At 39.3% G+C, this 23479-nt stretch carries 25 protein-coding genes; 3 read left to right on the forward strand and 22 right to left on the reverse strand.

Annotated features, from left to right (window positions below; all coding sequences use genetic code 11):
* Positions 1-318 precede the first annotated feature (318 nt).
* The 8 genes from RMZ42_RS24645 to gvpN all read right to left on the reverse strand — a co-directional run bounded on the left by RMZ42_RS24645 (position 319) and on the right by gvpN (position 7375).
* Complete coding sequence (locus tag RMZ42_RS24645; protein WP_322673880.1) at positions 319-1014, reverse strand: gas vesicle protein GvpC; 696 nt, start codon at positions 1012-1014, stop codon at positions 319-321.
* Between the two features lie 75 nt (positions 1015-1089).
* Positions 1090-1311, reverse strand: a complete 222-nt coding sequence (gvpA, locus tag RMZ42_RS24650) for a gas vesicle structural protein GvpA (RefSeq protein WP_163931998.1) — start codon at positions 1309-1311, stop codon at positions 1090-1092.
* Positions 1312-1550: 239 nt separating this feature from the next.
* On the reverse strand, positions 1551-2240 hold the full coding sequence (locus tag RMZ42_RS24655) for a GvpL/GvpF family gas vesicle protein (protein ID WP_322673881.1): 690 nt from the start codon (positions 2238-2240) through the stop codon (positions 1551-1553).
* A gap of 274 nt (positions 2241-2514) precedes the next feature.
* Positions 2515-4341: an AAA family ATPase gene (locus RMZ42_RS24660; RefSeq protein WP_322673882.1), complete on the reverse strand. Its 1827-nt coding sequence runs from the start codon at positions 4339-4341 to the stop codon at positions 2515-2517.
* A gap of 110 nt (positions 4342-4451) precedes the next feature.
* Complete coding sequence (locus RMZ42_RS24665) at positions 4452-5201, reverse strand: GvpL/GvpF family gas vesicle protein (RefSeq protein ID WP_322673883.1); 750 nt, start codon at positions 5199-5201, stop codon at positions 4452-4454.
* A gap of 230 nt (positions 5202-5431) precedes the next feature.
* Positions 5432-5869 (reverse strand): gas vesicle protein K, encoded by a 438-nt coding sequence (locus RMZ42_RS24670; RefSeq protein ID WP_322673884.1) that lies wholly within the window; start codon positions 5867-5869, stop codon positions 5432-5434.
* Positions 5856-6206 (reverse strand): gas vesicle protein, encoded by a 351-nt coding sequence (locus RMZ42_RS24675; protein WP_322673885.1) that lies wholly within the window; start codon positions 6204-6206, stop codon positions 5856-5858. The genes RMZ42_RS24670 and RMZ42_RS24675 overlap by 14 nt, the downstream gene beginning before the upstream one ends.
* Complete coding sequence (gvpN, locus tag RMZ42_RS24680; RefSeq protein WP_322673886.1) at positions 6203-7375, reverse strand: gas vesicle protein GvpN; 1173 nt, start codon at positions 7373-7375, stop codon at positions 6203-6205. Before gvpN ends, RMZ42_RS24675 begins: the two co-directional genes overlap by 4 nt.
* Positions 7376-7586: 211 nt before the next feature.
* Between gvpN and RMZ42_RS24685 the strand changes: the two genes are divergently transcribed.
* The 3 genes from RMZ42_RS24685 to RMZ42_RS24695 all read left to right on the forward strand — a co-directional run bounded on the left by RMZ42_RS24685 (position 7587) and on the right by RMZ42_RS24695 (position 8641).
* Entirely contained in the window at positions 7587-7838 is a 252-nt protein-coding gene (locus RMZ42_RS24685) for a gas vesicle protein GvpG (protein ID WP_322673887.1), read from the forward strand.
* A 123-nt stretch (positions 7839-7961) separates the two neighbouring features.
* A complete protein-coding gene (locus RMZ42_RS24690; protein ID WP_322673888.1) occupies positions 7962-8279 on the forward strand; it encodes a hypothetical protein in 318 nt (105 codons plus the stop codon).
* A complete protein-coding gene (locus RMZ42_RS24695; protein ID WP_322673889.1) occupies positions 8276-8641 on the forward strand; it encodes a retroviral-like aspartic protease family protein in 366 nt (121 codons plus the stop codon). The genes RMZ42_RS24690 and RMZ42_RS24695 overlap by 4 nt, the downstream gene beginning before the upstream one ends.
* A gap of 116 nt (positions 8642-8757) precedes the next feature.
* Here RMZ42_RS24695 and RMZ42_RS24700 read toward each other — a convergent pair whose 3' ends face one another.
* The 14 genes from RMZ42_RS24700 to RMZ42_RS24765 form a co-directional block, all read right to left on the reverse strand.
* A complete protein-coding gene (locus tag RMZ42_RS24700; protein ID WP_322673890.1) occupies positions 8758-10143 on the reverse strand; it encodes a VWA domain-containing protein in 1386 nt (461 codons plus the stop codon).
* Positions 10144-10366: 223 nt separating this feature from the next.
* Positions 10367-13330, reverse strand: a complete 2964-nt coding sequence (locus tag RMZ42_RS24705) for a calcium-translocating P-type ATPase, PMCA-type (protein WP_322673891.1) — start codon at positions 13328-13330, stop codon at positions 10367-10369.
* A gap of 125 nt (positions 13331-13455) precedes the next feature.
* Positions 13456-13605, reverse strand: coding sequence for a hypothetical protein (locus tag RMZ42_RS24710; protein ID WP_322673892.1), 150 nt, complete (start codon positions 13603-13605; stop codon positions 13456-13458).
* A 159-nt stretch (positions 13606-13764) separates the two neighbouring features.
* Entirely contained in the window at positions 13765-14466 is a 702-nt protein-coding gene (locus tag RMZ42_RS24715; RefSeq protein ID WP_322673893.1) for a zinc-dependent metalloprotease family protein, read from the reverse strand.
* Position 14467: 1 nt separating this feature from the next.
* The gene (locus RMZ42_RS24720) at positions 14468-15076 is read right to left on the reverse strand and encodes a tellurium resistance protein TerA (RefSeq protein WP_322673894.1); all 609 of its coding nucleotides are present in this window, start codon (positions 15074-15076) and stop codon (positions 14468-14470) included.
* Positions 15077-15096: 20 nt separating this feature from the next.
* Complete coding sequence (locus RMZ42_RS24725; protein ID WP_322673895.1) at positions 15097-15702, reverse strand: TerD family protein; 606 nt, start codon at positions 15700-15702, stop codon at positions 15097-15099.
* Between the two features lie 9 nt (positions 15703-15711).
* Positions 15712-16287 carry a TerD family protein gene (locus RMZ42_RS24730; RefSeq protein WP_190878625.1) on the reverse strand — a complete coding sequence of 192 codons (576 nt, stop codon included), beginning with the start codon at positions 16285-16287 and terminating at the stop codon, positions 15712-15714.
* A gap of 132 nt (positions 16288-16419) precedes the next feature.
* Positions 16420-16998, reverse strand: coding sequence for a TerD family protein (locus tag RMZ42_RS24735; protein ID WP_416211834.1), 579 nt, complete (start codon positions 16996-16998; stop codon positions 16420-16422).
* Between the two features lie 416 nt (positions 16999-17414).
* Positions 17415-17858 (reverse strand): tellurite resistance TerB family protein, encoded by a 444-nt coding sequence (locus tag RMZ42_RS24740; RefSeq protein ID WP_322673897.1) that lies wholly within the window; start codon positions 17856-17858, stop codon positions 17415-17417.
* Between the two features lie 34 nt (positions 17859-17892).
* Complete coding sequence (locus RMZ42_RS24745) at positions 17893-18639, reverse strand: HAD hydrolase family protein (RefSeq protein WP_322673898.1); 747 nt, start codon at positions 18637-18639, stop codon at positions 17893-17895.
* The gene (locus RMZ42_RS24750) at positions 18632-19624 is read right to left on the reverse strand and encodes a cysteine protease StiP domain-containing protein (protein ID WP_322673899.1); all 993 of its coding nucleotides are present in this window, start codon (positions 19622-19624) and stop codon (positions 18632-18634) included. Before RMZ42_RS24750 ends, RMZ42_RS24745 begins: the two co-directional genes overlap by 8 nt.
* 1 nt (position 19625) lies before the next feature.
* Positions 19626-20660: a phosphoribosyltransferase domain-containing protein gene (locus tag RMZ42_RS24755; protein ID WP_322673900.1), complete on the reverse strand. Its 1035-nt coding sequence runs from the start codon at positions 20658-20660 to the stop codon at positions 19626-19628.
* A gap of 315 nt (positions 20661-20975) precedes the next feature.
* Positions 20976-21260 (reverse strand): hypothetical protein, encoded by a 285-nt coding sequence (locus RMZ42_RS24760; RefSeq protein WP_322673901.1) that lies wholly within the window; start codon positions 21258-21260, stop codon positions 20976-20978.
* Positions 21261-21305: 45 nt separating this feature from the next.
* Positions 21306-23189, reverse strand: coding sequence for an ArsA family ATPase (locus tag RMZ42_RS24765; RefSeq protein WP_322673902.1), 1884 nt, complete (start codon positions 23187-23189; stop codon positions 21306-21308).
* Positions 23190-23479: the final 290 nt, after the last annotated feature.

Consider the following 23479-nt stretch of genomic DNA (forward strand, 5'->3'; position numbering starts at 1 on the left):
ATCGAGCTACCCCAGCTTGTTATATCCCTTTCCAATCCGCACATTTTGAAAGTTCAAAGCTGGAAGCTCGAACAAAGATTTAAGCTCTTTTTTTAATTAGAAATAAGTTATCTATATTAGTTTTGCAACGTTACATATACTGAGACAATTGCTTGTCAATACAGACCTTAAAAAAAGATGTAAATTTTGAATACTACAAAGCATATACCAGCTTTAATGTTTATCGATTGCGTGCTATGCCTCCTGAAGGCAAAAGACACAAGCGATCGCAAGAGCCGCTAGTCTGCAATTACAAAAAATGAGCTGGAATCAAATTTGTTAAGAAATTGCTTGTTGCCGAATAAAGTATTGGCGATCGCGTTGTTCTAGTACTCCTTGCTTGATCAAGGAGCGCAGGATATCTATCGTTTGCACCCTGGTTAAGCCAATCACTTCTTCAATTTCTATTAAAGTAGCTCCTTGGGCTTGCTGAATATATTGCTGCACTTTAGATTTAGTATCTGCATTCGATTCAGGCACTTTTCTAGTCATGGTATTGACGGAAGGACGAAAACCAGTGGCTTTAATTCCAGAACGAGAGATTGACCATTTTGGAACCGTTGCCACTAATTTTTCTGTTTTAGCAGAAGGCGGGGCAACTACTTGTTCATGAGTGCGGTCGCCCCAAACACTTTTATGTAAAATTGCTCGGAAATTTTGCAAATCTTGAAATAATGTCTGAGCCTTTGCTGTCCGCTGTTGGCGGTATTCTTGCTGGCGTTGGCAGACATCTGTTTTTATTTGCAATATTTCTAATTGCCGTTCTACAATCTCTTGCTGAAATTGCTGCTGTTGTAACTTTCTGTTGTGGTGAAGACTAGTAACAGAACTGCTCAATTCTTGATGAAGTAAATCTGCTTCCAACTGCAATTCTTGTTGAGTTAGCTGTTTCCACTGGTTAACTTGTTGACGGCGTTCAGCAGTTATTTGCAATCGCTGCGATCGCTCTTGTTCCCACAAATTTTTGAGAGCCATCAGCTGAATTCTCCTATTTTGTTAACTAGAAACATTAAATGGGAGCCATGAAGACTCCCTTTTTATAATGTGCTATTAAGCAGCAGATGGAACAGCAGCCTGAGATGTTAAACCAACTGCCTCGGCATATCTTAAGTAAGTTTCAACTGAAGCAATTACAATCCGAGCTTCGATTGATAGCAGTTCAATACCAACTAAAGAAACACGTACCCAAGCATCAACTACAATTCCTTTGTCCAAAATCCGGTCAATAACTTCAGCTAGACTAGAAGATGAGTTAACTTTTTCAACAGCCATTTTCTTTTACTCTCACAACTCTGATTATTGGTTTCATCTTGCTCTGATTGAGCAGTAGGTAAAAATTACACAATGTGTTTTATTCTTCCTGAGTTTAGTGTTCCCAAAAATATGAGATAAATATAATAAAATAAAAAAATATTAAAAAGTTAACAATATTTTTTTAGCAAAAAATTAAAGAAATAATTAGCCCATCTTCATTTTTTCTGGGAAAGTTATAATTATTATTTTTTATGAATTTATCTGAGAGTATTTTTTAGAAAATGATAGGGTGGCAGAGGTTCACTTAGTGCCAATTGCCAGTGCGAGCATTGTACCTGCCAGAGGGAAAGCTGCTGCGTACTGAGCGTTGAATCGTTCCGCTGTGCCAAAAAGTGGATTTGCCGCACATCTGCCTGTCGAGTTTCACAGATAACATCTGTATATGTTTTGAGAATTGACTGGTTCAAGAGTTCCCACTGTTCGGATTGTTGTGCTTGAAATGCTTGCTGTGTTTGGTAGCGTTGTTTTTTCGCTAATAAATAGGCTTTTCCTCTAGCATCAATAGTGTCAGACTCATCAAGCAAAGAACTGGGTGTCAATTTTAAAGTGTACTCAACTTTGTCTGCTAGCTGAGTAAGGGTTTCTAGATATTGCTCTTGGTGCTGTTCTAGATGATTCAGCAGTTTTTCTTGCGAGGTAAAACCGCTGCCAAAGCGTAAGGGAAGAAGGGGAGTTTGTTGAAAGAGTTCTCGAATCACGCGATCGTGGATTAATACAGCTTGAAGTAAACGCTCATCTGTTGCTTGTATTCCCTCTACTGAGATTTCCGGTTCTACGATCGCACCTAAACCAGAACAGTAAACGAGTTCGGTATTCCTTTCCATCCCTAAAGGTAGAACAAGCTCTGATGCGGTGGGTACTAGAAGAGCATAGGCGTATACTGACATAAACTTGGGATACTTATTAAGTAATTAAGTTTGTACACATGAAGTTCTCTGGGACACTTCTTTTTACATCAAAGGTGTTTCCAAAGAGTAAGTATCGCTGTGTGCAACGTTCTCTCAAACCTAACCCCCAGCCCCTTCCCTACTAGCGTTGGGGAGCAAGAATCAAAGTTTCTCTCCCTGTGGCGGAGAGGTTTGGAGAGGGGTTCTAAGGATAAGTTGTACATCGCGTTAAGTAGCTTCTGTTGTTAACTTCTGCGTTGTTTCAAGTCAGAGACTATTCAGATTGGTGCTGATTATCAAGCATTTGGTATGTAACTTGGAAATCATCATTTGTAATCTGAATCAGGCTGGAGTCAGTCAATCCTTGGGCGCGGTATCGACGAATTGCGCTTAAAGCAGCTTGATTGCTCAACAAAGCCAAGTCTGCGCCATTCCAACCCTCGGTAACTGTCGCCCAGGTTTCTAAATCGACATCAAGCAAGGGACGATCTAGATTGTGAACTCGTAAAATCGCTAATCGGCTGGCTCTATCTGGGAGATCGATTTTGATTTGTAAGTCCAATCTTCCTGCTCTGAGTAAAGCAGGATCGAGGGTTTCTGGACGATTGGTTGCTCCTACTAACAATACTTTAGGGCATTCATGCAACCCATCCAGTTCGGTGAGTAGTTGACCGACAACGCGATCGCTAACTCCAGAATCACCAGTGAATCTTCCCCGTGCTGGTGCTAAGGTATCAATTTCATCTACAAACACAACGCAAGGCGCTGCTTGTCGAGCTTTGCGAAAGAGTTCTCTAACTGCTTGTTCTGCGGCTCCTACCCATCGGCTGAGTAATTCCGGGCCATTCACAGCAATAAAGTTGGCTCTAGCTTGCGAAGCGATCGCTTTTGCAAGTAATGTTTTTCCCGTTCCCGGCGGCCCCCACAACAGAATCCCACGGGGAGGCTTGGCTTTAGTTTGCTCGTATAGTTCGGGATAAAGGAGTGCGCCCTCTACAGATTCTTGAAGTTTTTGTTTCACATCATCCAAACCACCAATGTCATCCCAACTGACACTTGGTGCTTCAACTGCTACATCCCTGAGAACTGAGGGTTTTATCTCCTTAATTGCTTCTAGAAAATCCTGCTGCATAACAGCCATGTTCTCAGGAATGGGACTGTTGAGCGAGGGGACTTGACGACGTAGGGCAATGTAGGCTGCTTTTTGACAAAGAGCTTTGATATCGGCACCGACAAAACCGACGGCTAAATCAGCGATCGCTCCTAAATTAACCGCAGTCTCCAAGGGCATAGCACTTGTTAAAATCGTGAGAATTTCCAATCGTCCATTGCGATCGGGAACCCGAAACTGAACTTCGCGATCGAAGCGTCCCGGACGACGCAGCGCCGGATCGAGATAATCGGGACGATTTGTTGCCGCTAATACAAGTACGCCCTCGGTTTTGGCAAACCCATCCATTAACCCAAGCAACTGCGCTACTAATCTTTTTTCAACTTCGCCTTCCACTTGGCTGCGATCTGGGGCAAGGCTATCAATTTCGTCAATAAATATCAAGCAGGGAGCAGAACGAGTTGCTTTCTCAAAAATATTTCGTAAACGAGCTTCTGCTTCCCCGTAATACTTGCTCATTACCTCTGGGCCATTGATGGCAATGTAGTTTAACTCTAATTCTTCTGCCAAAACACGGGCTGTTAAAGTTTTTCCCGTACCGGGCGGGCCAACTAGCAAAACCCCACGCGGAGGCTCTAACCCTAATTTAACCAATAAATCTGGACGTTTAAGGGGAATTTCGACTAACTCTCTGATTTCCTTGAGAACATCACCCAAGCCGCCGACACCTTGCCAAGAAGCTTTTGAGTTCTTGTTAGCTGATGGGGTGGTGACATCATCAGCATTATCCATTGGTGCAGCTGCATCAGTAGAATTGGCTCGAACTCGGCTGGAACTAGTTTTTCTCGGAATATTGCCTTGCCGGGGAATACTGCTGAGATTATGAGAGCGAATTTCAATAGAAGTTTTTAACTCTCCTTTCTCTACTTTTTCTTCTAAAGCTTTGGCAATTTCTAATAGCTGTTCAAATCCTTTAAATATGTCGTCCATTGATTTTACTTAAATAAAAGGCAGAAAAAATTAATTCCCAAAAAAATTAAAATTTTCAATAATTTTTGATTTTCAATTTTTATTGCTGTTCAACAGTGAAAAAAATTAATTCAGTTGGAAACCAATAATCGAAGACGAGCAAAGTTAAAGGGGGCAGTGAAATTGTTGTAGCGAATTCGCAAACGGTCTTCAAATTGACGATCGAGTGCTTCAACGTGTTCGCTAAATTGTGATTCTGCTTCCCAAGGAATTAGGTAGGCTGCATTGTAGATCATTGTGTCCATTTGGGGAGTATTTTCCACCATATCGATCGCAATGGAGTTGAGCGTGCCTTGAAATATATCGATGATGCCTTGCTTGCGATCACTCATTCCCCGTTCGATGGCTTGCCCTATTTGGATCGCTTGCTCCATACTCAAGGGTTGACCCACTAGCTTATCCCTTTCAGTTTTGAGATTTGGATTTTCTGCTAACAATCCCTGAATTTCTGCCTCAGTATCCCAAAAAACTTTGACACTAACTTCTCGACAACCCGATAACTTCGCAAGCAATTGCGTCAATTCTTCTTGATGAGGACGAATTAATTGCTCTGAAACCGTTTCCCAGCTTGAAATCAAAAGTCCAAATTGCATGGGTAATAAATTGCGATCGCCTGCTTCCATGATGTCCTCAAGGACTTTCTCATGACTTAGCAGGTTACGGCGGCTTGCCAAATAACGCTCTTGCTGTGCTTCGGAGTAGATAACTGCAAAACCATCCAAAATTTTAATTTGTACAGGTTGCCGATCTATGCCCTGTAAATTTAAATTTTGTGGAGCAGGCAAGGTCAAAATTCCGTAAATGTAAAAGCCATAACTCATAAGAATGTCTTACCAAGAAGAATATAGATAAAAAAGTTACCAAAAACAGGGTGTGGGGTGTGGGGTGTTGGGTGCAGGGATTAGAAAATCCTTGTATGAGTGGGTTTAGAGCTTACCAAAAAAGAAGAATTATACCGAATGAAAGTGGCACGAGGTATAAGGTGTCCAAGTTTTCAATCCCACGCTTTTAACCCTGGGTTCCCTACACCCTACACCCTACCCCCTACACCCTATGAAAGGGGTTTAGAAGTGAGTACTAATCTTAACTTGGCATGAACTAAGCTTAATTGAGCCAGTCCTAAGTCCAAGTCACCCTCAACCACAACACCCGTATTTAATAGGCGATCGAGGAGTTCTAGAATAGAGGGTTGACTAGAGGTTTCACCGGGGTAGTATCCTCCAGATTGGGGAAGTAAATTTCCCATTTCACCCAAGTTAATATTTAGATCGGCTGGGTCAATATCAAATATCTCGCAAAGCTGAACAACTTGCTGTTCAAGCTTTTGCAGGCTTTCGGCAGCTCGATCTAGTTCAGAATCGCTGAGGTTGCCAGCATCCATTCGCCGAATCACCTGAGCTTCCATGAGTTGGCGTATCAGTTCAACAACCGTCAGTAACAACGGTGCTAAACCTGAATCGGAACCTTTTGATTTGCTAATCGCCTGCATTCTGATGATTAATAGGATTGAGTGCTTTGAGCGATCGCAGTTCTGTTTCTAGACTGGCAACACGCTCTTGAAGTTGTTGATTAGTTGTTAATAAAGAACGAGCTTGACTATTGAGGTAGGGGTCGCTTTCCCACCAGTTAATTCCAATCTCTTTGGCTTTATCAACAGAAGAAATCAACAAACGAATTCGGATGTTGAGCAGTTCTGTGGAGCCGACGGAAACAGAAATATCTCCTGCTATCACAATGCCTTTATCTAGAACCCGTTCTAGAATATCTGCCAAGGTAGAACCTTGAGTTGATGTGGTGATAGCTCCTCGATTAGTATTAGTACTCATTTGTTTATTAAATGGCCAGAATCAAAAGCAAGTGTCTGTGAGATGTTCGGCGGCTCGGCATTGCCCTGCATTTGTACTAATACTCCCTGCTCTCTGAGAGACTTGAGTGCAGCTACAATTTGACTGCGATCGATCCCTAGTTCTACTGCCAATTCAGAGAAACGCCTTCCTGGAGAATTGCACAGGTAGTTGTAAACTTCATGCTCGTAAGGTACTCGTTGTTCCAATACAATCTGATTTTGGCTGTCTGGTATGATCTCAGTCGGCTGAGATTGAGTATTTGTACTATGATGCAATTCACTCAAAACCTCTTCCAGTAGCCGAGTTGCTTCCATCAGAGGTTGATTCGTGCGAGAAAGCAGGATATCGGCACAAATATCTTGGAAGCTAGGATCTCCAGGGTTTACGGAAATTTCGTGTTCGTGGCAGATTTTGGCAATCATCAGACAGGAACGCAATCCACCACCCTGTCCAGAGCTAGATCGACTCCAAAACGTCCGTACTATGCGGACAATTACTTCTGCTTTCTCAGAATCTATACCTGTTTTATGAACTACAATTTCCTGCTGAGTTAGTTCATCAGGTGGAGGCATATCGATGGTAATAACACGATCCATCAAAGCATCCTGAGTTGCATGAACTCCACAATACTCTTGAGGATTTGATGTTAAGATTGCCCGAAACTGAGGATGAACCCGGATATACTCGGCTCGCTGTTGATTTGTTGGCAATACCAACAACCTCTCTTCAAGTACGGAGAGTAAAACGTTATTTACCTCCGGGTGCGATCGATTGAATTCGTCGTAAACCAGCGTAAATCCTTCTTTACAAGCTAGGGTTAATCGTGCATCAACCCAATGTTGTCTAAGTTCATCCTCAACTTTCACAACGCTGTGGATGAAATTATCAACAACCTTTTTGCGGGTATAACCTAATTGATTACCAATCAAGTCTGAGGTTTTAAACTCATCATCTCCAAATAAGAGGATGATCGGCTGGTTGAGCAAATCAGCGAGATGCATTGCCAGAGTAGTTTTTCCGACTCCGGCTGCACCACGTAAATGTATTGAAAAACCTGACTGTAGATAGCGCAAAGCACGTTGAGCGATGCGTTGAACAGCAGGGGTATTGACAAATCGTTGGGGAGATGCATTTAATACTGTTGTCAAGCTCTAAGTACCTCGTAAGTAATAATTTTATGTAAAAGTAATTTTTTGCACATCGGGAATATAAAATACAGATGTCAATAAGCCTTAACTGAACTCAAATCCAACACATTTTGGCATCAACATAAGACTAAGTAATGTTTTATATAATGTCATCAGCAAGATTACGGTCTTGTGAGACAGCTGTAACAAATCTACACAAGTGTAAATTAATATGGTTCTGCGCTTCTTACTATTACCGATTACTGGCCCATTAATGGGGGTAACGTGGCTTGGGGAAAAAATTTTAGAACAGGCGAGTACTGAAATTGACGATAAAGAAAATCTCAGCAAGCAGCTTCTTGCACTGCAACTTGCTTTTGATATGGGAGAAATTGCTGAAGAAGAGTTTGAAATTCAGGAAGAAGCTCTTTTATTAGCGATTCTGGAAGCAGAAAAGCAGGAAGGCGATGAGACACAAGAGTAAGGTAGGAGGTAGAAGGCACAGGAGGAACTACACCCCCGATCGCGAGGCTTTTTTCATCGAATTTAATCTGTGATGTGTGGATGAGAGAAAATATAAGTATTGCGATTCCGAATATAATCAGCCATGACTGAAACCAAACCCACTCGTACCGCACACAGGGGACGAATATTCCCCGAAATTCAGTGGAATGAAGAACAAAAAGCACTACATGAAGCCAAACGCGAGGCTTTTTACCAACGTTGTAAACCTATTTTTGAGCGAGTCAAATCAGAATTAATTGAAACTCACTACAACTGGTTTGTTGCAGTTGAACCGGATAGTGGAGAATATTTTGTTGATAAAGATTTAGAAGTAGTTTCATTACGGTGTCGCAAACAGCATCCAGGCAAAATACACTATGCTTTTCGGATTAATGAGTCTGGGGCTTGCGGCACGATATGACGATTTCCGGTTTTTTTGGTGATGAGGATACACTACTTTTTGAAATTAATTTAATAACATCAGAAGGATTAGAATTACCTGTTGAGGCGGTGTTTGATACAGGTTTTTCGTATTGGTTAGCGATTAATGAGCAAGATATAGATGCACTTGGTTGGGAGCGTTTACGAGAGCAAACAATGCGAACTGCACGCGGAGATGTAAAATTTGAAATCTATGTTGGTCAAGTACTATTTGACGGTCAAGAGTTTGACATACCTGTACATGTTGGCAAAGATTTAACAGAAGTTTTGCTCGGTCGCCAATTGTTAACAAATCGCCGATTAGTCGTTGATATACAGTCGGGTGAATTAACGTTGGGATAACTACGACCGATAATAAATTAGAAAAATGCCTCAAGCGCCAATAGTATCGATTGCTCATTTGATCCCTATTGGCAATTAAGTAATTGGTAGAAAATATACTCATACAATGACTGCCATTACAAAGCACTCAATATACTTTTAGCCCTTGCCTCTCTAATCCAAGTTGGAAATTCGTTTAGTAATCTTTCATACAATTGCTCATCTGTAATTTTTATTAAATCATCTACATGGAAAAAATTGGCATTATCAATAATGCGACCATTCATATTGTCTAATTTTTCTAAAATTCCGTAGTTAGAGCCAGCCAAACCCACAAATTGCCAAAATATCGGATATTTTGCTGCGTCAACTATAGCTCTTTTAATTCCTTGCTCATCAGTAACTCCGCCATCACTAAGAAACACAATCAACGTAGGTAACTTACTAGCTTCTTCTTGAGTATATTTCTTGATTACATCTCGGATTACAAGGGATTCATTGTTACCACTACCTAATTCCAGCATCAGAGAGGGCATCTTAAAAACAAGTAAAGCTCTTTTGGTTTCGCCACATTCTTTTTGTATATAGCCATCAACATTGCTTTCTGTCACTATTCTTGTTCTTTTGAATGTTGATCCAAAAAACCAGACATCTAATTTACCATCATCGTCTAGTCTACTAGCCACTGGTACTATTCTTTCAAGAAATGCCTGTACTGCACCTGAAGTATATTGATTTGTCATAGAACCAGAAATATCTAAAACTAACGCAACTCTGGCTACAACATTAGCAATACCTTTCTTTGTTAGAACAATATCTACTTTCCTTTTTAAAAGGCCGATATCTGCTTTTTTTGTAATATCAATATTTTGTGGTTTAGTATCTTTAGCAGAAGTTCTTACAGGAATCTCAGAAGCTTGTACTTTAGGTGCTTCTTTCTTTTCTTCCTGTTTAGTTTCAACAATATACTTATCTACAAAACTTTGGAGTCCCGATTTATAACCTTCTCCTACTGCTCGAAATCGCCATTCACCATCCTTTTTATATAAGCGCCCAAATTCCAAAGCTGTCTCTTGAGAAAAATTTTCTCTCAAGTTGTAGCGAACCAAAGAATTTCCTGTTTCTTGATTATAAATTTTAATAAAGGCATTTTTGATTTGGCTAAAACTTTGATTTTTTTCCTGCCCTTCGTGAATAGTAACAACAAAAACTATTTCCTGAATAGCTGGGTTGACTTTTGATAAATCAACATAAATCGTCTCATCGTCTCCATTACCTCCTCCTGTTCTATTATCTCCACTGTGTTTTATAGAAGTATCAGGAGATTGCAGGTTGTTGTAGAATACAAAATATTTTTCATTAAGAACTTTGCTATCTAGACCTAACATAAATACAGAAGCATCAATATCATACGGTTGTCCATTCTGACTTACCTGCCAGCCTAAACCAATAGTCACCTTCTTTAAATTGGGAGCTTCTTTAGAAAGATTAAATCTAGCACCTTTGATTAATTCAGTTTCCATTTTATATAAATTATTTCGAGCGACTTTTGTATAAAGCTATCTATTTGAAAAGAGCATTGAGTTGAAATACCCGGCTTTATGCTAACTAGTAGAAATGAGCGATCGCATCCAAGTTCATGCAAAAAAGCCGGAGGAGGTTATGAACTGAAGTAGGGAACGCGAACCCAGTGGGCTGGAGGTATAACCTTGATTCAAGACTTTACCATCCAGTGCGTTAAGCAAATTAATTAACCAGTGCCGATTTTTTCAACTTTGCTCGCATCGTTAAACGCCAAAGTTCACCAATCCAAAGAACTATAGACGTTCCAGCAATTACGCTTATCCAGTCTGTGAAAGATAAAGGTACTGTTCTAAAAACGCTACCACCAAACTGAATAATCAATATTTGTCCCACCAAAATAGTGATAGCGATCGCCACGAATCCTTTGTTATTAGACAAACCTTTAAAAGCAGACTGTTTTAACCCCAAGCATCGAGCATTAAACAAATTCCAAAACTGTAACATCACAAACACAGCGAAGAACACAGAAAGCTCATAAGTGCTGATATTCCCATCCTTACGGATATATTGTAAGAAAACTATTAGGAACATCAAAAATGCGAATCCAGTAGTGAAAATATTCTGTGCCATCGGTTTAGTGACAATAAATGCTTCTGGATTACGAGGAGGACGCTGCATAACGCTCCGATGGGGTGGTTCTGTTGCTAAAGCCAAAGCAGCAAAAGTATCCATAATCAAGTTCACCCAAAGCATTTGGGTGACTGTTAGAGGCAGTGCAACTCCAATAAATGGGCCGGTTAAAGCAATTCCCAAGGCTACAACGTTAATTGTTAACTGAAACAGAATAAATTTTTGGATGTTCTGGTAAAGCGATCGCCCCCAAACAACTGCATTTACAATGCTGCCAAAAGAATCATCAAGAAGAATAATGTCGCTAGCTTCTTTAGCGATCGCTGTGCCACTACCCATTGCTAAACCTACTTGAGCTTGCTTGAGAGCAGCAGCATCGTTTGTGCCATCACCGGTCACACCTACTACCTGATTATTTTCCTGTAATAGTTTTACTAGCCGTAGCTTATCCAGTGGACGCGCTCTAGAAAGTATCTTTAATTCCAGCACTGCTTGACTGGCTTCTCGATCGCTTAGTTGGGCAAACTGTTGACCTGTAAGATGCAGATAACCACTATTAAAGTCATCATCTTCTTCCCAAAGTCCTATTTGCCGCCCAATCTCTTTAGCTGTCTCCGAGTTATCACCTGTAACGACTTTGACGTTTATTCCTGCATGTAAACAGCCTTGGATAGCATCAGGTACTTCTTTTCGCAAAGGGTCTAAAATCGCTGTAAACCCTAGCCAAACCATCTCTTGAGCCAAATCGTCTAAGTTTGTCTCGCTTAAATACTCTGAGACTTTACAGTAAGCGAAGCCTAGCGCCCGCATCCCTCGCTTTTGGTATTCTTTAATTGCATGAGTAATCATCGCTTGATTCTGGAGTGGTTCTAGACCTTGTGCTGTCAGAATCTGCGAACAACGTTCTAAAATTACTTCTGGCGCTCCTTTTACATAAAGCACATCCTCTCCAGTAACAGATGAAGTGCCGATTGTACCCATGTATTTTTTCTGACCAGAAAAAGGAATGCGGGATTTAATCTGAAAGTTACTCCGGTAGGCTATGTAATCAATTTCTTGACTATCTAGCCATAAAAGTAAAGCTCCTTCGGTAGCATTACCAATGGCACGAGGAGCCTGCAAAGGTTTTTTCTCTAAATCAGCAGTACTATTAGCAGCGATCGCTTCCGCTATTAATGCTTGCATATCTTTGAGTGCAGGTGCTAGTTGAGTATCCCAACTAGGAAAATTGACTTCATACACCCGCATTTGATTTTGGGTAAGAGTACCTGTCTTATCAGAACAAATCACTGTAGCCGCACCAATAGTTTCGCAAGCGTGCATTCGACGCACTAAATTATTGGCAGCAGCCATTTTTCGCATACTATAAGCAAGACTGAGAGTGACGCTCATCGCCAAGCCTTCCGGCACAGCTACCACAATAATTGTCACAGCTACCATGAAATAATGTAGCAATGCTTTGGCAACATTACTAGGTACCCAACTATTTACAGAACCAGGAATTAAGCCTAGAGGATATCCCAAAGCAAGTCCAATAGTAAAAATGGCTAGTCCGATACCAATAGTTTTTAGCCAATCAACAAGACCATTATTTTCCAACCATTCTGGTGCTTGAATTTTACTACCAGCTAATTCTAGCCCATCGAAAACTACAGGTAGCCATACTCGGTTCAATGCTACTAATACACCAGTAATTAATAATCCAACAACATACCACTGTTGAGAAGATAAGCTTAACTCCCCTGTAGCAAAGCCGCGTACTAGCAAAGATACAAAAGTAAGACCAGCAAAGCCAAGACCAACCACACCAATCACTTTACTGAGTTTTTCTAGTTGATGGTTGAGTGGTGTATCTTGTTCGCTTTCGACAGTCGCAACTGCTATTGCTAATTTACCAATTTCTGTGTTATCTCCAACGGCAGTGACTTGAAAATAACCGTGTCCTTGCTCAACTATCGTACTGCGATAAATATTGTAAGCAGGATAGGTTCCTTCTTCAATACCTTGATTCTTCGCGTCAATTTGAGTAAGTTTTTTAACTGGTTCTGCCTCACCAGTAATTTTTGATTGGTCAATCTCTAGGGCAACTTCTTCTAAAACTTCTCCATCAGCCGGGACTTCTTCACCTTGTTCCAGGTAAGTAATATCTCCGACAACTAACTCTTTGCGGGGGATAGTGGTAAAGTTGCCATCGCGGATAACTTTGATCGCAACTTCATCATAAACCTGATTGAGGATATCAAATTCTTGATTGGCTTTATATTCATTGATAAATGCCAGAGTTGTTGCTAATAAGATAGCAACTACAATCCCTAAACCTTCAGCATATTCACCCTCTAAAATCCCAACAGTAATTGCGATCGCTGCTGCAATCATCAGAATCCGAATTACGGGGTCTTCAAATTTTTCCAGAAATAATTTCCACAATGGATCTCGTTCTGGTGGTGTCAGAACATTAGCACCATATTTTTGACGATTGGCTTTAACTTCTTCGGAAGTTAATCCTTGATATGGTAATTTAACGTTATTGAGCTTATTATTCTCATTAGTAAGCATATTGCATCCATTAAATTGTCAAAAACTATATCCGAGCTAGATTACACATCAATACCAAATAAGTATTCAGAAATCCTATGCATAATCATGCCATTGCAATTATTTAGTAGTGAAATCTTTAGAATCTACTGGGAATTTTCATCTGCTTTCATCAATGCACTTCCCACTCCCATAGTTATAAATCCTGCAAAAGGAAAGGTTTTGAAGAATCCACCTATATTGCCAAAAAAAAGAAATAAACCAAATAAGAAAACTATAGCTCCTGCTGCTTTCATCGCTTTTGTAGTGCCTCTGTATTAGGTATAGTGGTTTTATGTGTATGAAATAGACTAATCTATGCCTTCTCTTCCTAAGTCACTTTGTTCCAACAAAATGTATTGCAACCATCGGTAAATACTATCAATCCCAAAGAGAACGCAGACTTATGTCAAGAGTCAAGTTGGCAAAGATTTATATTTGCGAATGGCATTATTCATTAAGATGATCTGCTCGGCATGAAATGAAGGAGGCATCAAGCTGTGAATTCGGTGGTCGAGTCCATCGTGCATCACATCCGTGGGTAATTCAGAATGATCTAATCCCAAGGTATGACCGATTTCATGGGCAATAGTATTAGCAATCAAGTTAGATAGTTGGGCTAAATTTAGACTAGCCTGCTCAGAAGCACGAAGTATTTGGTCTATACGCACAGCCGCAACATTCGTAACTTTCCCATAACTAAAACTAGCTATTCCTAGATAGTCAACTGGTTCTTGCTCGATTAACACATAAATGTGAGTAAAATTTTGCCCCCACTCTCTTTCATCTGGTGGTTCTGAAGTCAAAAATACATTGATGCTTCTAAAAGCACTGAAGACTTTAGCTAGAGAATCTCCCATCACTTCTAGCATGGTGCTATTATCTCCAGTGCCAACAAACATTCCCGAAATATCAACCCATACGCAATGGCGAACTTCACTATTCTTTCCAGCTACTAACCATCCACAATGGGGACAAATTCGCCAAGTCGTTTGAATTCGAGAACGACAACCTTGACAGCGAGGCTTAGGAGGTCTATCAAGGTTAATTCGTTCCCAAATGGGAATTTGTAGTTTACGATTTGGCTTAGTTAAATTCAGGCGATCGTAAAGCGACATTTTACTTAGAGCCAGCTACCCAATTAAAGCCAAAATGGTAGTTTTTGTCTGCCTCTTGATGACCGCTAAAGTATTTTTCTTCCTTTAAAATTGTTACTTGAGAGCCGAGATTGCTAACTATAGCCGCAGCACATAAAGGTTTATTTACGCCTGGGTTATTTAGTTCTAAATAAATCTCTTCACCATTACTAATCTTGAAAAACATTCGCCCACCCACAGACCTAAAATCAGCTGCTCCCCGATAAATTAGGGCAAAAAACATCACTCGTTTGATAGTATCAGGCCTGTAAATGAACATATTTTCACCGTCTGAAGCCGCTCCAGTACGGTCATCTTTATCAAGAAATATGTAGGGAGAAGAATTTTTAGCACCAAAGTTACCTCCCAGAGGTTGAATGACACCTTTAGCACCATCAACCGTCTCATACATACATCCCAGGTCTAAGTCAGGGGGACTATCAGCACCAAGCAATTTACCAAAGAATCCAACATTTTGATTAGATTGTTGGTTCCAGTTGAGGTTGACATGAACCGTTAACTGCTTAGATTGACCTGCCTTACTTAGGTCTATCTTGTGAGAATCGCCACTCTTTTTCAGAGTAATAGCCATGATTGCATAATCCTAGATATTCAACAGTAAGACTTGATCAGTTCCCCTAAACCATTGACATTAGTGCCATTGCCGACAGCCGCCATTTTCCACTCATTATTATGTCGGTACACTTCAGCTAATATCATTCCTGTCATGCCTCCATACTCTCTACCTGAGAGGTTATATCGAGCCAATTCTTTGTTATTAGCTGCATTAACGAGGCGTACAAAGGCATTTTCAATTTGGCTAAAGTCTTGTTTACGAGCAATGCATTCGTAAATATTGACTACGAAAACCAACTTAGCAATCTGGGTTGGGATGCGAGATAAATCTATAATGATTACCTCGTCATCACCATCACCTGCACCTGTTAAATTGTCCCCAGTATGGGTGATTGCTCCTGATTGATGCTGAAGATTACCAAAGTAGATAATATTCTCTTTAGCTGTTAACTTGTCGTTTGCATCTAGGCAGATTACAGAGGCATCTAGGTCATACTGATGGCCACCACCACCAAAATTGCTAAAAAATCCACCACCTGAACGTTTTGCAACATCCCAACCTAACCCACACATCAACTTGGTTAGATTAGGAGCTTCCTTAGACAGGGAAATCCTCTGTCCTTTTTGTAAACTAATTGCCATACTAATTTCCTAGCTATAACGATCTAATAAAGCTTTTAATCCACCTTGGTAGCCGGAACCAACAGCATTTAAACGCCACTCACCGTCCTTACGATAGATTTCAGCCATGACTAATGCAGTTTCAATCGAGTAATCCTCAACTAAGTCGTATCTAACTACTTCCTGGCTAGTCTGAGCATTGACTACACGAACAAAAGCATTTTGAACCTGACCAAAGTTTTGACTTCTTTGTGCGGCTTCATGAATAGTTACAGTGATGACAATTTTCTGAACATCAGTAGGAACTTTTTGCAGATTAATCTTGATGACTTCATCATCACCATCACCTACACCTGTAAGATTATCTCCTGTATGTTGAACTGACTTACTTTGATCAGGGCTAGTAAGATTGTTGTAGAAAATAAAGTGGTTGTCAGATATTAGCTTGTCGTTACTATTCAGCATAAAAGCAGATGCGTCTAGGTCAAAGTCATAGCCAGTGTCCATCGCTTTGACATCCCATCCAAGACCAACAAATACCTCAGTAAGTCCTGGTGCAACTTTTTCAAGCGATACACGTTGCCCTTTGGTTAATGTAACTGCCATTACTTCTTAGTCTCCTTAAATTCAACCTTTAACAAAAGTTACCAATTATGTAAGGGCAGAAGTCAAAATCAGCAGAGTTAGAATTCTGACTTCTTCCTGCAATGAAATTGTTTTAGCTTTTTAGAGAATTGCCTAGTTGTAACGATCGAGGAGTGCCTGCAAACCACCTTGATAGCCAGAGCCAACCGCATTTAAACGCCACTCACCATCTTTCCGATAAAGTTCAGCCATGATTAATGCTGTCTCAATGGAATAGTCTTCTGTAAGTTCATAGCGGACAGCTTCTTCCTTTGTTTGCTCATTGACAAGACGTACAAATGCATTTTGTACTTGACCAAAATTTTGATTACGTTTTTCTGCTTCGTGAATAGTTACAGCTATAGCGATTTTTTCAACCTCACTAGGTACTTGATTCAGAGAAATTTTGATAGTCTCATCGTCTCCTTTACCTTTACCCGTCAGATTATCTCCTAAATGTTGTACTGACTTATTAGTATCAGGACTTGTAGGATTGTTGTAAAAAACTAAATGAGATTCAGATACTAACTTGTCATTAGCATTTAGGAGAAAAATTGAGGCATCCAAATCAAAATCAGTACCAGTATCAGTAGACTTAACATCCCATCCAAGACCAATAAAAACTTGAGAAAGACCTGGCGCAACTTTCTCAAGAGATACACGTTGTCCTTTTGCCAGTGTGATTGTCACTATTCAATCTCCTTTAAATTAAAGCGGAGGATAGACGCACTCAAGTAGCTGTTCTTGATTTACTCAGAATCAGTCATAAATAAAGACTTGAGATTTTAAACAATTAAATTACTGGCAATTTTTTCTACCTTTCCAATTAGATTTGGCATTTGCCAATCTTAATTATTAAAAAACTTTTTAGCTAGTAACTTTAAATGTAATTATAGAAGAAGTTTATACTTACATGAAGCGGTAAAAATACTGAAATGTTTCTAATTAAAAATATTTCAAATTATTAATTTATATATATAAAATAGTAAAGAAATTAATTGTTCATAGCTAAAACATGAAATTATACTTTGGAAAAAATATAATTGAGTACTTTTTCAGTTAACTATCTCTGAAAAAGTACTCAATTATAAAAAAGACACAAAATTTATTTATAAGTGGAACTCTGATGGAGCCAAATCTAAGTGATGACAAATTTCTCGAACAACTTGCTTCTCATATTCATCAAAATTATTATCAGCAGAACCAATAGCACAACATACTCTAATCACTAATCTGGAAGCTTCGGAATTTTTCTTGAGCTTACCGATAGCTTTTAGTGCTTCTCCTTTACCAATAATCGAGTCAAACTCGAAACCACTCACAAAATGATTGAATCTATCAATTACATGATTCATATCGAAAACACGAAGTTCTTCACTTCGATTAATAAAACCAGCCATCTTTTGTTTTTCGGCAGAATCAATAGTTCCATCCGCAGCAGCTACCAAAGCACATCCAGCTACGACAGCATCCATAAATTCTTTGTTTTTAAACTTTGAAATAGAATCTTGTAAGTTTTTTTGCTGGTCTTTTACCCAAGTAAAGAAAGTCATAATATGGTTCCTGTTTTAGTTGCAAAATGATAATTTACACTAGTTGTAAATTTGAATAGTTCAAAAGAGAAGTTACTAGTTCGTAAGTCCATAACAATAGTTCTTCTGTAGCAGCATGGGAATTTAAAGATGAGCAATAACCACCTTTGTGATTAACAACCTCTTTCACTTCCTCATGAGCAGTACTTAAAGTAGCTGTATAAGGACTAGCGTTTAACATATCTAAATCATTTAAATCATTTCCTAAAGTAATTAATGGAAAAAAATTTAGAAATCGAATACCTTTTAATTTACTAGGCATGGAAGGGTAAATAAAATATTTTTGTCCATCCAAATATATATATCCAGGTATGTTATTTTCAAATAAAATTTTCTGCAAATAGCTATCACTATTCTCAAAATATTTTGGGGGAATCAACCCTAAACAATTTTCATATCCTGTAAGTTTTGACCAGTTTGGTAGTAAGTTGGTAACGGCATTCCAATTACTTTTAGCAATAGGTGTTTCGTCTAGATAAAATTTTGCTACTAACCCGTTTTCAGTAACAAATCCACAAAAGTAAACATCTGGAATTTGTTGAACTAGTTGTTTAATATTTTGGGCATTACGGGCAGTCGCAATAACTATTGGTATAAGTTTACTAATCTTGGCTAACAAGTTAGCGGATTTTTGACTTAGATATCTACAACTTACTCTACCTGGTACTGCGATCGCTTCTGGTTCTGGATGCAGCAAAGTTCCATCTAAATCTACAACTAATACTTGTTGATTATTATCCATTAGCCGAATTCCTTAAGAAGCAAGCAACGCGAGTTTTATAATCGGATAAATCTTGACAATTATAATTAACTTTTACTTGCTTAATTTCGGCAAGTGCTAGTAATAATTGATAGTTGGCTTTTACATGATTTAGGTCATCGGCAAAATAAATTACTTCAGGATTAGCATTAATTAATGCTCGGCATACTTCATTGCTATGAATTCTCATAGCAGTAGATTTGAAAAATCGTTGTGGATGAGTATTAGGCTTTGATATTATTCCTGGACAATGCTTTTGCCAAGTTTTTACTAATTGATCGCGATAGTATTGTTGGGGAAACAGGTAAGCAGCAAATAGATTTGCTTCATTTACGTAGAAAGTTCTAGAGAAACCAAACGTTGCTACTCCAGTGAAACAGGCAGTTGGACATAATAAATCATCTTGAGTACCAGAAAAATCTGCCCATCCCCAAGGATCTACTAGAACTGCAAATGGCTGCAATTCCTGTTTTGACAACTCTCTGGCAACGCCACCTCGTCCCGTCCAGCCGTCAACAAAGATAATTTTTCTCTGTGGATACTGCGATCGCACTTGCTGGAGAGCAACTTTATCAATACCTATACCGCTAAACAAAGACAAAGAAACAGCAACAGAACCAGGTAACAAACGACAAAGCCAGTCTGCAATTGGAACTCCTGCTCGCAAAATAGCAACAAAAACTAGCTTGCTAGGGTCAGCTTCCCATGTGGCAATAGAAGCAGCTAAACGAGAAGCAGCCTGCTGAATTCTTTCATCTGCTAGCTCTGATATTACCAATTGCCAAAATTCGTTATCTAGATTAGGTTCAGGTGAAGGAAGCGACCAAAATGTATTTTTGCCATCATAAGCCATGTTTAAAGAGCGGAAGTACTCTTTATCTGCAAAAGGGTCAATTTCTTGAAGAAACTGGGCATATACTGGCTGATTCCACAGATTTGTTCGGACTAAACTTGTTGATAGATTCATTTCAGAAGGCTGTTAATAATGAATTTAATTCCAAAGAATTAACTTGAATACCTTCTTGAGCAAGGATGTATTTAGCTTCTAATTCTATTTCCCGATCAATTGGATCGCTAAAAATATAAACTGGTAACTTTAGCTCTCTGTAGTTGTAAAAATAATACTTTTGGCAAATTTGTAATTTATTTAAAATATTGGTTTTGTCAACCACCCAAGGACTCAAAGTAATATGTTGAAATGATAATAATGGATTAAGCTGGACTAACCTTATACCAATATCAATTGCCTCTCCAATAACAAAAACAATACCAAACAAATTTGTTGGCAAGTCTGTTAATATATCAAATTGTGCTTGTAAATAAGGTCTGAATTTAGAAAAAAGCCAGTCGCTATTTTTTACATTAGTTTGAATATTTTTTTCTATCTTTGATATTAATACATTTCGATTTTCTGTATTGTCTGAATATTCTTTTTTGATTAAACTATAGGTATGAGACTGAATATTATAACTAGCTAAAGTAGTTGTAAAATAATCAATTTGTACTGTTGAGCGAGTATCAGCTAGTGCAAAAAACCTAATGTACTTAACATTGAACAACGAACATAAGTGTAAAGCTAATTTTAGAATTGTTCTGCCAGTTGTAATTTCATCTTCTACAAACCACAATTCTGTTGGCTGCTCTTCTGGCAAAGGTAATACATGATTTGGACTATGTGAATGGGTTTCGCTAAAACAAATTCCGGTAGCAGACCTGCGAGTTGAACATAACCATTGTGCATTAATTCCTTGCTCTTTAGCATTTTGATACATCAATGTAGATGGAATAATCCCAGATTCAGTTAATCCAATAATTAAAGGATATTTAGAAACAGAATTTTCTAAAATTGATTGAAATAATAAACTTTGTAAATAGTTTTTACATTCCTGTATTTCTCTACCATTAGTTGGTTTTAACTTACCTAAATAAGAAAAAGTGACAGCCGTTTTTCGATGAGGATTATTTTCTCTTTGCAACCAGTGAACACGCTCTTTTAAATTCATGTTTTTGTATTTTTTAAATGTAGAGTTATAGATTTATACATAAAATATTTGTAAAACTAAATTTAGTCGCTATGATTGCCTCAGCAAAGCTAAATAAGCATTATATATTTATATGTACTGTGATACAGAATACTAACGCTTAAGCTATCTTGTAACCAGCTAAAATACTGTTTTTTGCATTATAATTAATTAACTTTCTACGTAATTTCTACAGTATCAGCCTAGTTAAAAGTCATGTGATACTTTGTACGTTTAGTTTACGCATCCAGTGTTTATTCCGTTAGGTGCAAGAGATCAGCTTGTGTGATTCTTGCATTAGTATTCCAATGTTAAGGTTTTGAATTTTGGTGTATTGTCCTCCAAGCCAGTATTCGTTTGCTGATGGATCGTGTTCTCTTCAGCAATTGTTTGACTATTTAAAATAGCAAGACGCTGCTGAATCTCATGTCGGCGTGCTTCGAGTTTCTCTAGTTCCTGCTCTAAACGCTCTTTCTCTAACATCATTTTGTAAGCATTTAAGTAAGCTGTTGCTTGAGAACGTTGAGGAGGCATGGTGCTAAGTTTGGCTTGAATTTGTCTGCGGTTTGGAGTGCGATGCATAATAAATTTCTCTTTGGGTATGAAAGTATTTAGTCTAATTAGCTGTTAAAATAAACAACCGGCTGCTGCTTGGATGCGTTCTAAAGGCTGAACTGAGCGAGGAAGCATTGGTAAGCGAACCATTGTCAAACCTGGAAAATCGCAATTAATGGTTGCTGTAGAAGTAAAGCGGTTGAGAACAAGGTAATTCTGACTTACACCTATTTCTTGCATAGATTTGAACAGGCGTTGTTGTTCGGCAAGTACGCTAGCCTGGTTAAGTGTAACCCCAATGAACTCTGTTTGTTGTGGGTCTTTTAGCACTTTTTGGGCTTTGACTACGCGCTGTCGCAAAGTTCGTAAACGCCCCATGAACTCTGTACGACCAAGAACATTTTGATACTTGATCCAGAGTTTGAAAATCCATGCTAGCCAGTCTGCTAGTGCAGTTGGCATTTCTAGAAAACGCAGAAGATGACCTGTAGGAGCAGTGTCTAAAATAATCAAGTCTTCTTCTTGTTGCTCTAGCAATTCCATTACTGTTAACAGGGAAAGCATTTCGTCAATCCCTGGTAAAGCTTGACCGACAATTTTGCGCCAAGCAACAGGAGCATAAGCCATTTCAATAGTTTCGCTTGTTTGGGTTTCGCCACTCATCATTTCGGCCAGTTCCCATAGGTAATCGGCTCTGAATTGATCGACAATGCGATCGCTATCCACTTCCTGACCTCGAAGATTGGCAGTTATTTGATATGGTTCGTGTCCTAAACTCAAACCAAAGGCATCACCCAAGGAGTGAGCAGGATCGATGGAAACCATGCGGATTTTGCGATCGGGATGTTGTTGAGCCATAGCCCAACCAATGGCAGCTGCTACTGTGGTTTTGCCTACTCCACCCTTACCGCCAATTAGTAACAGGCGACGACCTTTGGTGAGAAAATCTCCAAAGCTAGGAGGAATTGTTTCCGGCCATTGAACTGGGAGTAGATCGATAGGAGATAGCGGTTCAAGCTGAGGAACATGGATTTGGTTGATCAGATGGCTGAGGGCTAGAATCCCTAAAGGCTCTTTATCTTGCTGTGGCACAATAAAAATCGGCTTTCCGTTAGCAAGATCCGTATACTGGCCGATTAGGGGTTGTTGTTCTTGGTAACGATCTGGGTCAGTTGCACTGGCAAGAACTTGGTTAACAAACAACCCTCCGCAAGGAACCTGCATGGTTTGTAAGGCTTCTAGGAATCGTTTTGACTCCAACCAACTCATTGGTTCGGCGATCGCAACCAACAAACAAGCTGTATGCTTAGGATCTTGAAGCAGACGGCGACCTTGGGAAAGTTCAGCTTTCAGGGTGTGCAAAAAGTCGTCAGCGCGATCGGGTGTGTAACTTCCAGCAAAGGTCTTGCTAATATACCGATGCTTTTCTTGAAACAGTTCCAGAGAGTGGAGGAAAGTGTCTAAAAAATCCATCAATCCAAACAAGTTGAGAGTGTGACCGCTAGGAGCCATATCTACTACTACTCGATCTACCTGCTGTTCGTTGAAAAGGCGTTGGATCTCTAACAAACCCATCAATTCGTCCAGTCCAGGCCAATTTAAATCCCAAACTGGAGACAAGTCTTCTCCTTCAACAAAACTACCCCGTTCCACTAGCAGTTCTAATACCTGACCATAACGTTCTTTAAACTTTTGTAGCAGAAGCTTTGCATCCAACGCCCTTACTAGTAGATTGGGTAGTTCTGCTATGGGACGAGGAATGTCATCAACGCTAACTTGTAAGACATCTCCAAGAGAGTGAGCTGGATCGGTTGAGATTAAAAGAATTTGCTCATTGCTAAATTTCTGCGCCCAACGATATGCAAAGGTGCAGGAGATTGTCGTTTTTCCGACTCCACCTTTGCCGCTAAACATAGCAAGGTGTAGGTTATCAAAAAGTTCCATCCCGTTTGTCATTTCCGGCGTTTTAGGATAAAGTTACTACATATTTTTGAAAATTACTTAAGTAATTTTGCTGAATAAATCTATTTAAAACCTTAATTTTTCACGGATAGGATTTACAAAACTTCTATCCTATAGGCTACCGTGTACACACAAGTTGGAAATAATTGACAAATCCGGGTTTTACCCCACCCTAACCCTCCCCGTATGTATTGGGGAGGGAACTATATTTCTTTTTTCCCCCCTTTACAAGCAGGGCTGTTTCATCCCACAAGGGCAAGAAGTTTGTCAATATCATTAGAGAG

The organism is Nostoc sp. DedQUE05 (assembly GCF_034530955.1).
Taxonomy (GTDB): Bacteria; Cyanobacteriota; Cyanobacteriia; order Cyanobacteriales; family Nostocaceae; genus Nostoc.

Bases quoted from the DNA above. Each gene is read 5' to 3' on its own strand.
- RMZ42_RS24730 (WP_190878625.1), bottom strand. From the start codon at position 16,287: ATGGCAGTTACATTAACCAAAGGGCAACGTGTATCGCTTGAAAAAGTT.
- RMZ42_RS24645 (WP_322673880.1), bottom strand. From the start codon at position 1,014: ATGGCTCTCAAAAATTTGTGGGAACAAGAGCGATCGCAGCGATTGCAA.
- RMZ42_RS24665 (WP_322673883.1), bottom strand. From the start codon at position 5,201: ATGAGTTATGGCTTTTACATTTACGGAATTTTGACCTTGCCTGCTCCA.
- RMZ42_RS24705 (WP_322673891.1), bottom strand. From the start codon at position 13,330: ATGCTTACTAATGAGAATAATAAGCTCAATAACGTTAAATTACCATAT.
- RMZ42_RS24675 (WP_322673885.1), bottom strand. From the start codon at position 6,206: ATGAGTACTAATACTAATCGAGGAGCTATCACCACATCAACTCAAGGT.
- RMZ42_RS24745 (WP_322673898.1), bottom strand. From the start codon at position 18,639: ATGGATAATAATCAACAAGTATTAGTTGTAGATTTAGATGGAACTTTG.
- RMZ42_RS24740 (WP_322673897.1), bottom strand. From the start codon at position 17,858: ATGACTTTCTTTACTTGGGTAAAAGACCAGCAAAAAAACTTACAAGAT.
- RMZ42_RS24700 (WP_322673890.1), bottom strand. From the start codon at position 10,143: ATGGAAACTGAATTAATCAAAGGTGCTAGATTTAATCTTTCTAAAGAA.
- RMZ42_RS24670 (WP_322673884.1), bottom strand. From the start codon at position 5,869: ATGCAGGCGATTAGCAAATCAAAAGGTTCCGATTCAGGTTTAGCACCG.
- RMZ42_RS24725 (WP_322673895.1), bottom strand. From the start codon at position 15,702: ATGGCAATTAGTTTACAAAAAGGACAGAGGATTTCCCTGTCTAAGGAA.
- RMZ42_RS24760 (WP_322673901.1), bottom strand. From the start codon at position 21,260: ATGCATCGCACTCCAAACCGCAGACAAATTCAAGCCAAACTTAGCACC.
- RMZ42_RS24695 (WP_322673889.1), top strand. From the start codon at position 8,276: ATGACGATTTCCGGTTTTTTTGGTGATGAGGATACACTACTTTTTGAA.
- RMZ42_RS24720 (WP_322673894.1), bottom strand. From the start codon at position 15,076: ATGGCTATTACTCTGAAAAAGAGTGGCGATTCTCACAAGATAGACCTA.
- RMZ42_RS24690 (WP_322673888.1), top strand. From the start codon at position 7,962: ATGACTGAAACCAAACCCACTCGTACCGCACACAGGGGACGAATATTC.
- RMZ42_RS24710 (WP_322673892.1), bottom strand. From the start codon at position 13,605: ATGAAAGCAGCAGGAGCTATAGTTTTCTTATTTGGTTTATTTCTTTTT.
- gvpA (WP_163931998.1), bottom strand. From the start codon at position 1,311: ATGGCTGTTGAAAAAGTTAACTCATCTTCTAGTCTAGCTGAAGTTATT.
- RMZ42_RS24715 (WP_322673893.1), bottom strand. From the start codon at position 14,466: ATGTCGCTTTACGATCGCCTGAATTTAACTAAGCCAAATCGTAAACTA.
- RMZ42_RS24655 (WP_322673881.1), bottom strand. From the start codon at position 2,240: ATGTCAGTATACGCCTATGCTCTTCTAGTACCCACCGCATCAGAGCTT.
- RMZ42_RS24755 (WP_322673900.1), bottom strand. From the start codon at position 20,660: ATGAATTTAAAAGAGCGTGTTCACTGGTTGCAAAGAGAAAATAATCCT.
- RMZ42_RS24750 (WP_322673899.1), bottom strand. From the start codon at position 19,624: ATGAATCTATCAACAAGTTTAGTCCGAACAAATCTGTGGAATCAGCCA.
- RMZ42_RS24765 (WP_322673902.1), bottom strand. From the start codon at position 23,189: ATGACAAACGGGATGGAACTTTTTGATAACCTACACCTTGCTATGTTT.
- RMZ42_RS24660 (WP_322673882.1), bottom strand. From the start codon at position 4,341: ATGGACGACATATTTAAAGGATTTGAACAGCTATTAGAAATTGCCAAA.
- RMZ42_RS24685 (WP_322673887.1), top strand. From the start codon at position 7,587: ATGGTTCTGCGCTTCTTACTATTACCGATTACTGGCCCATTAATGGGG.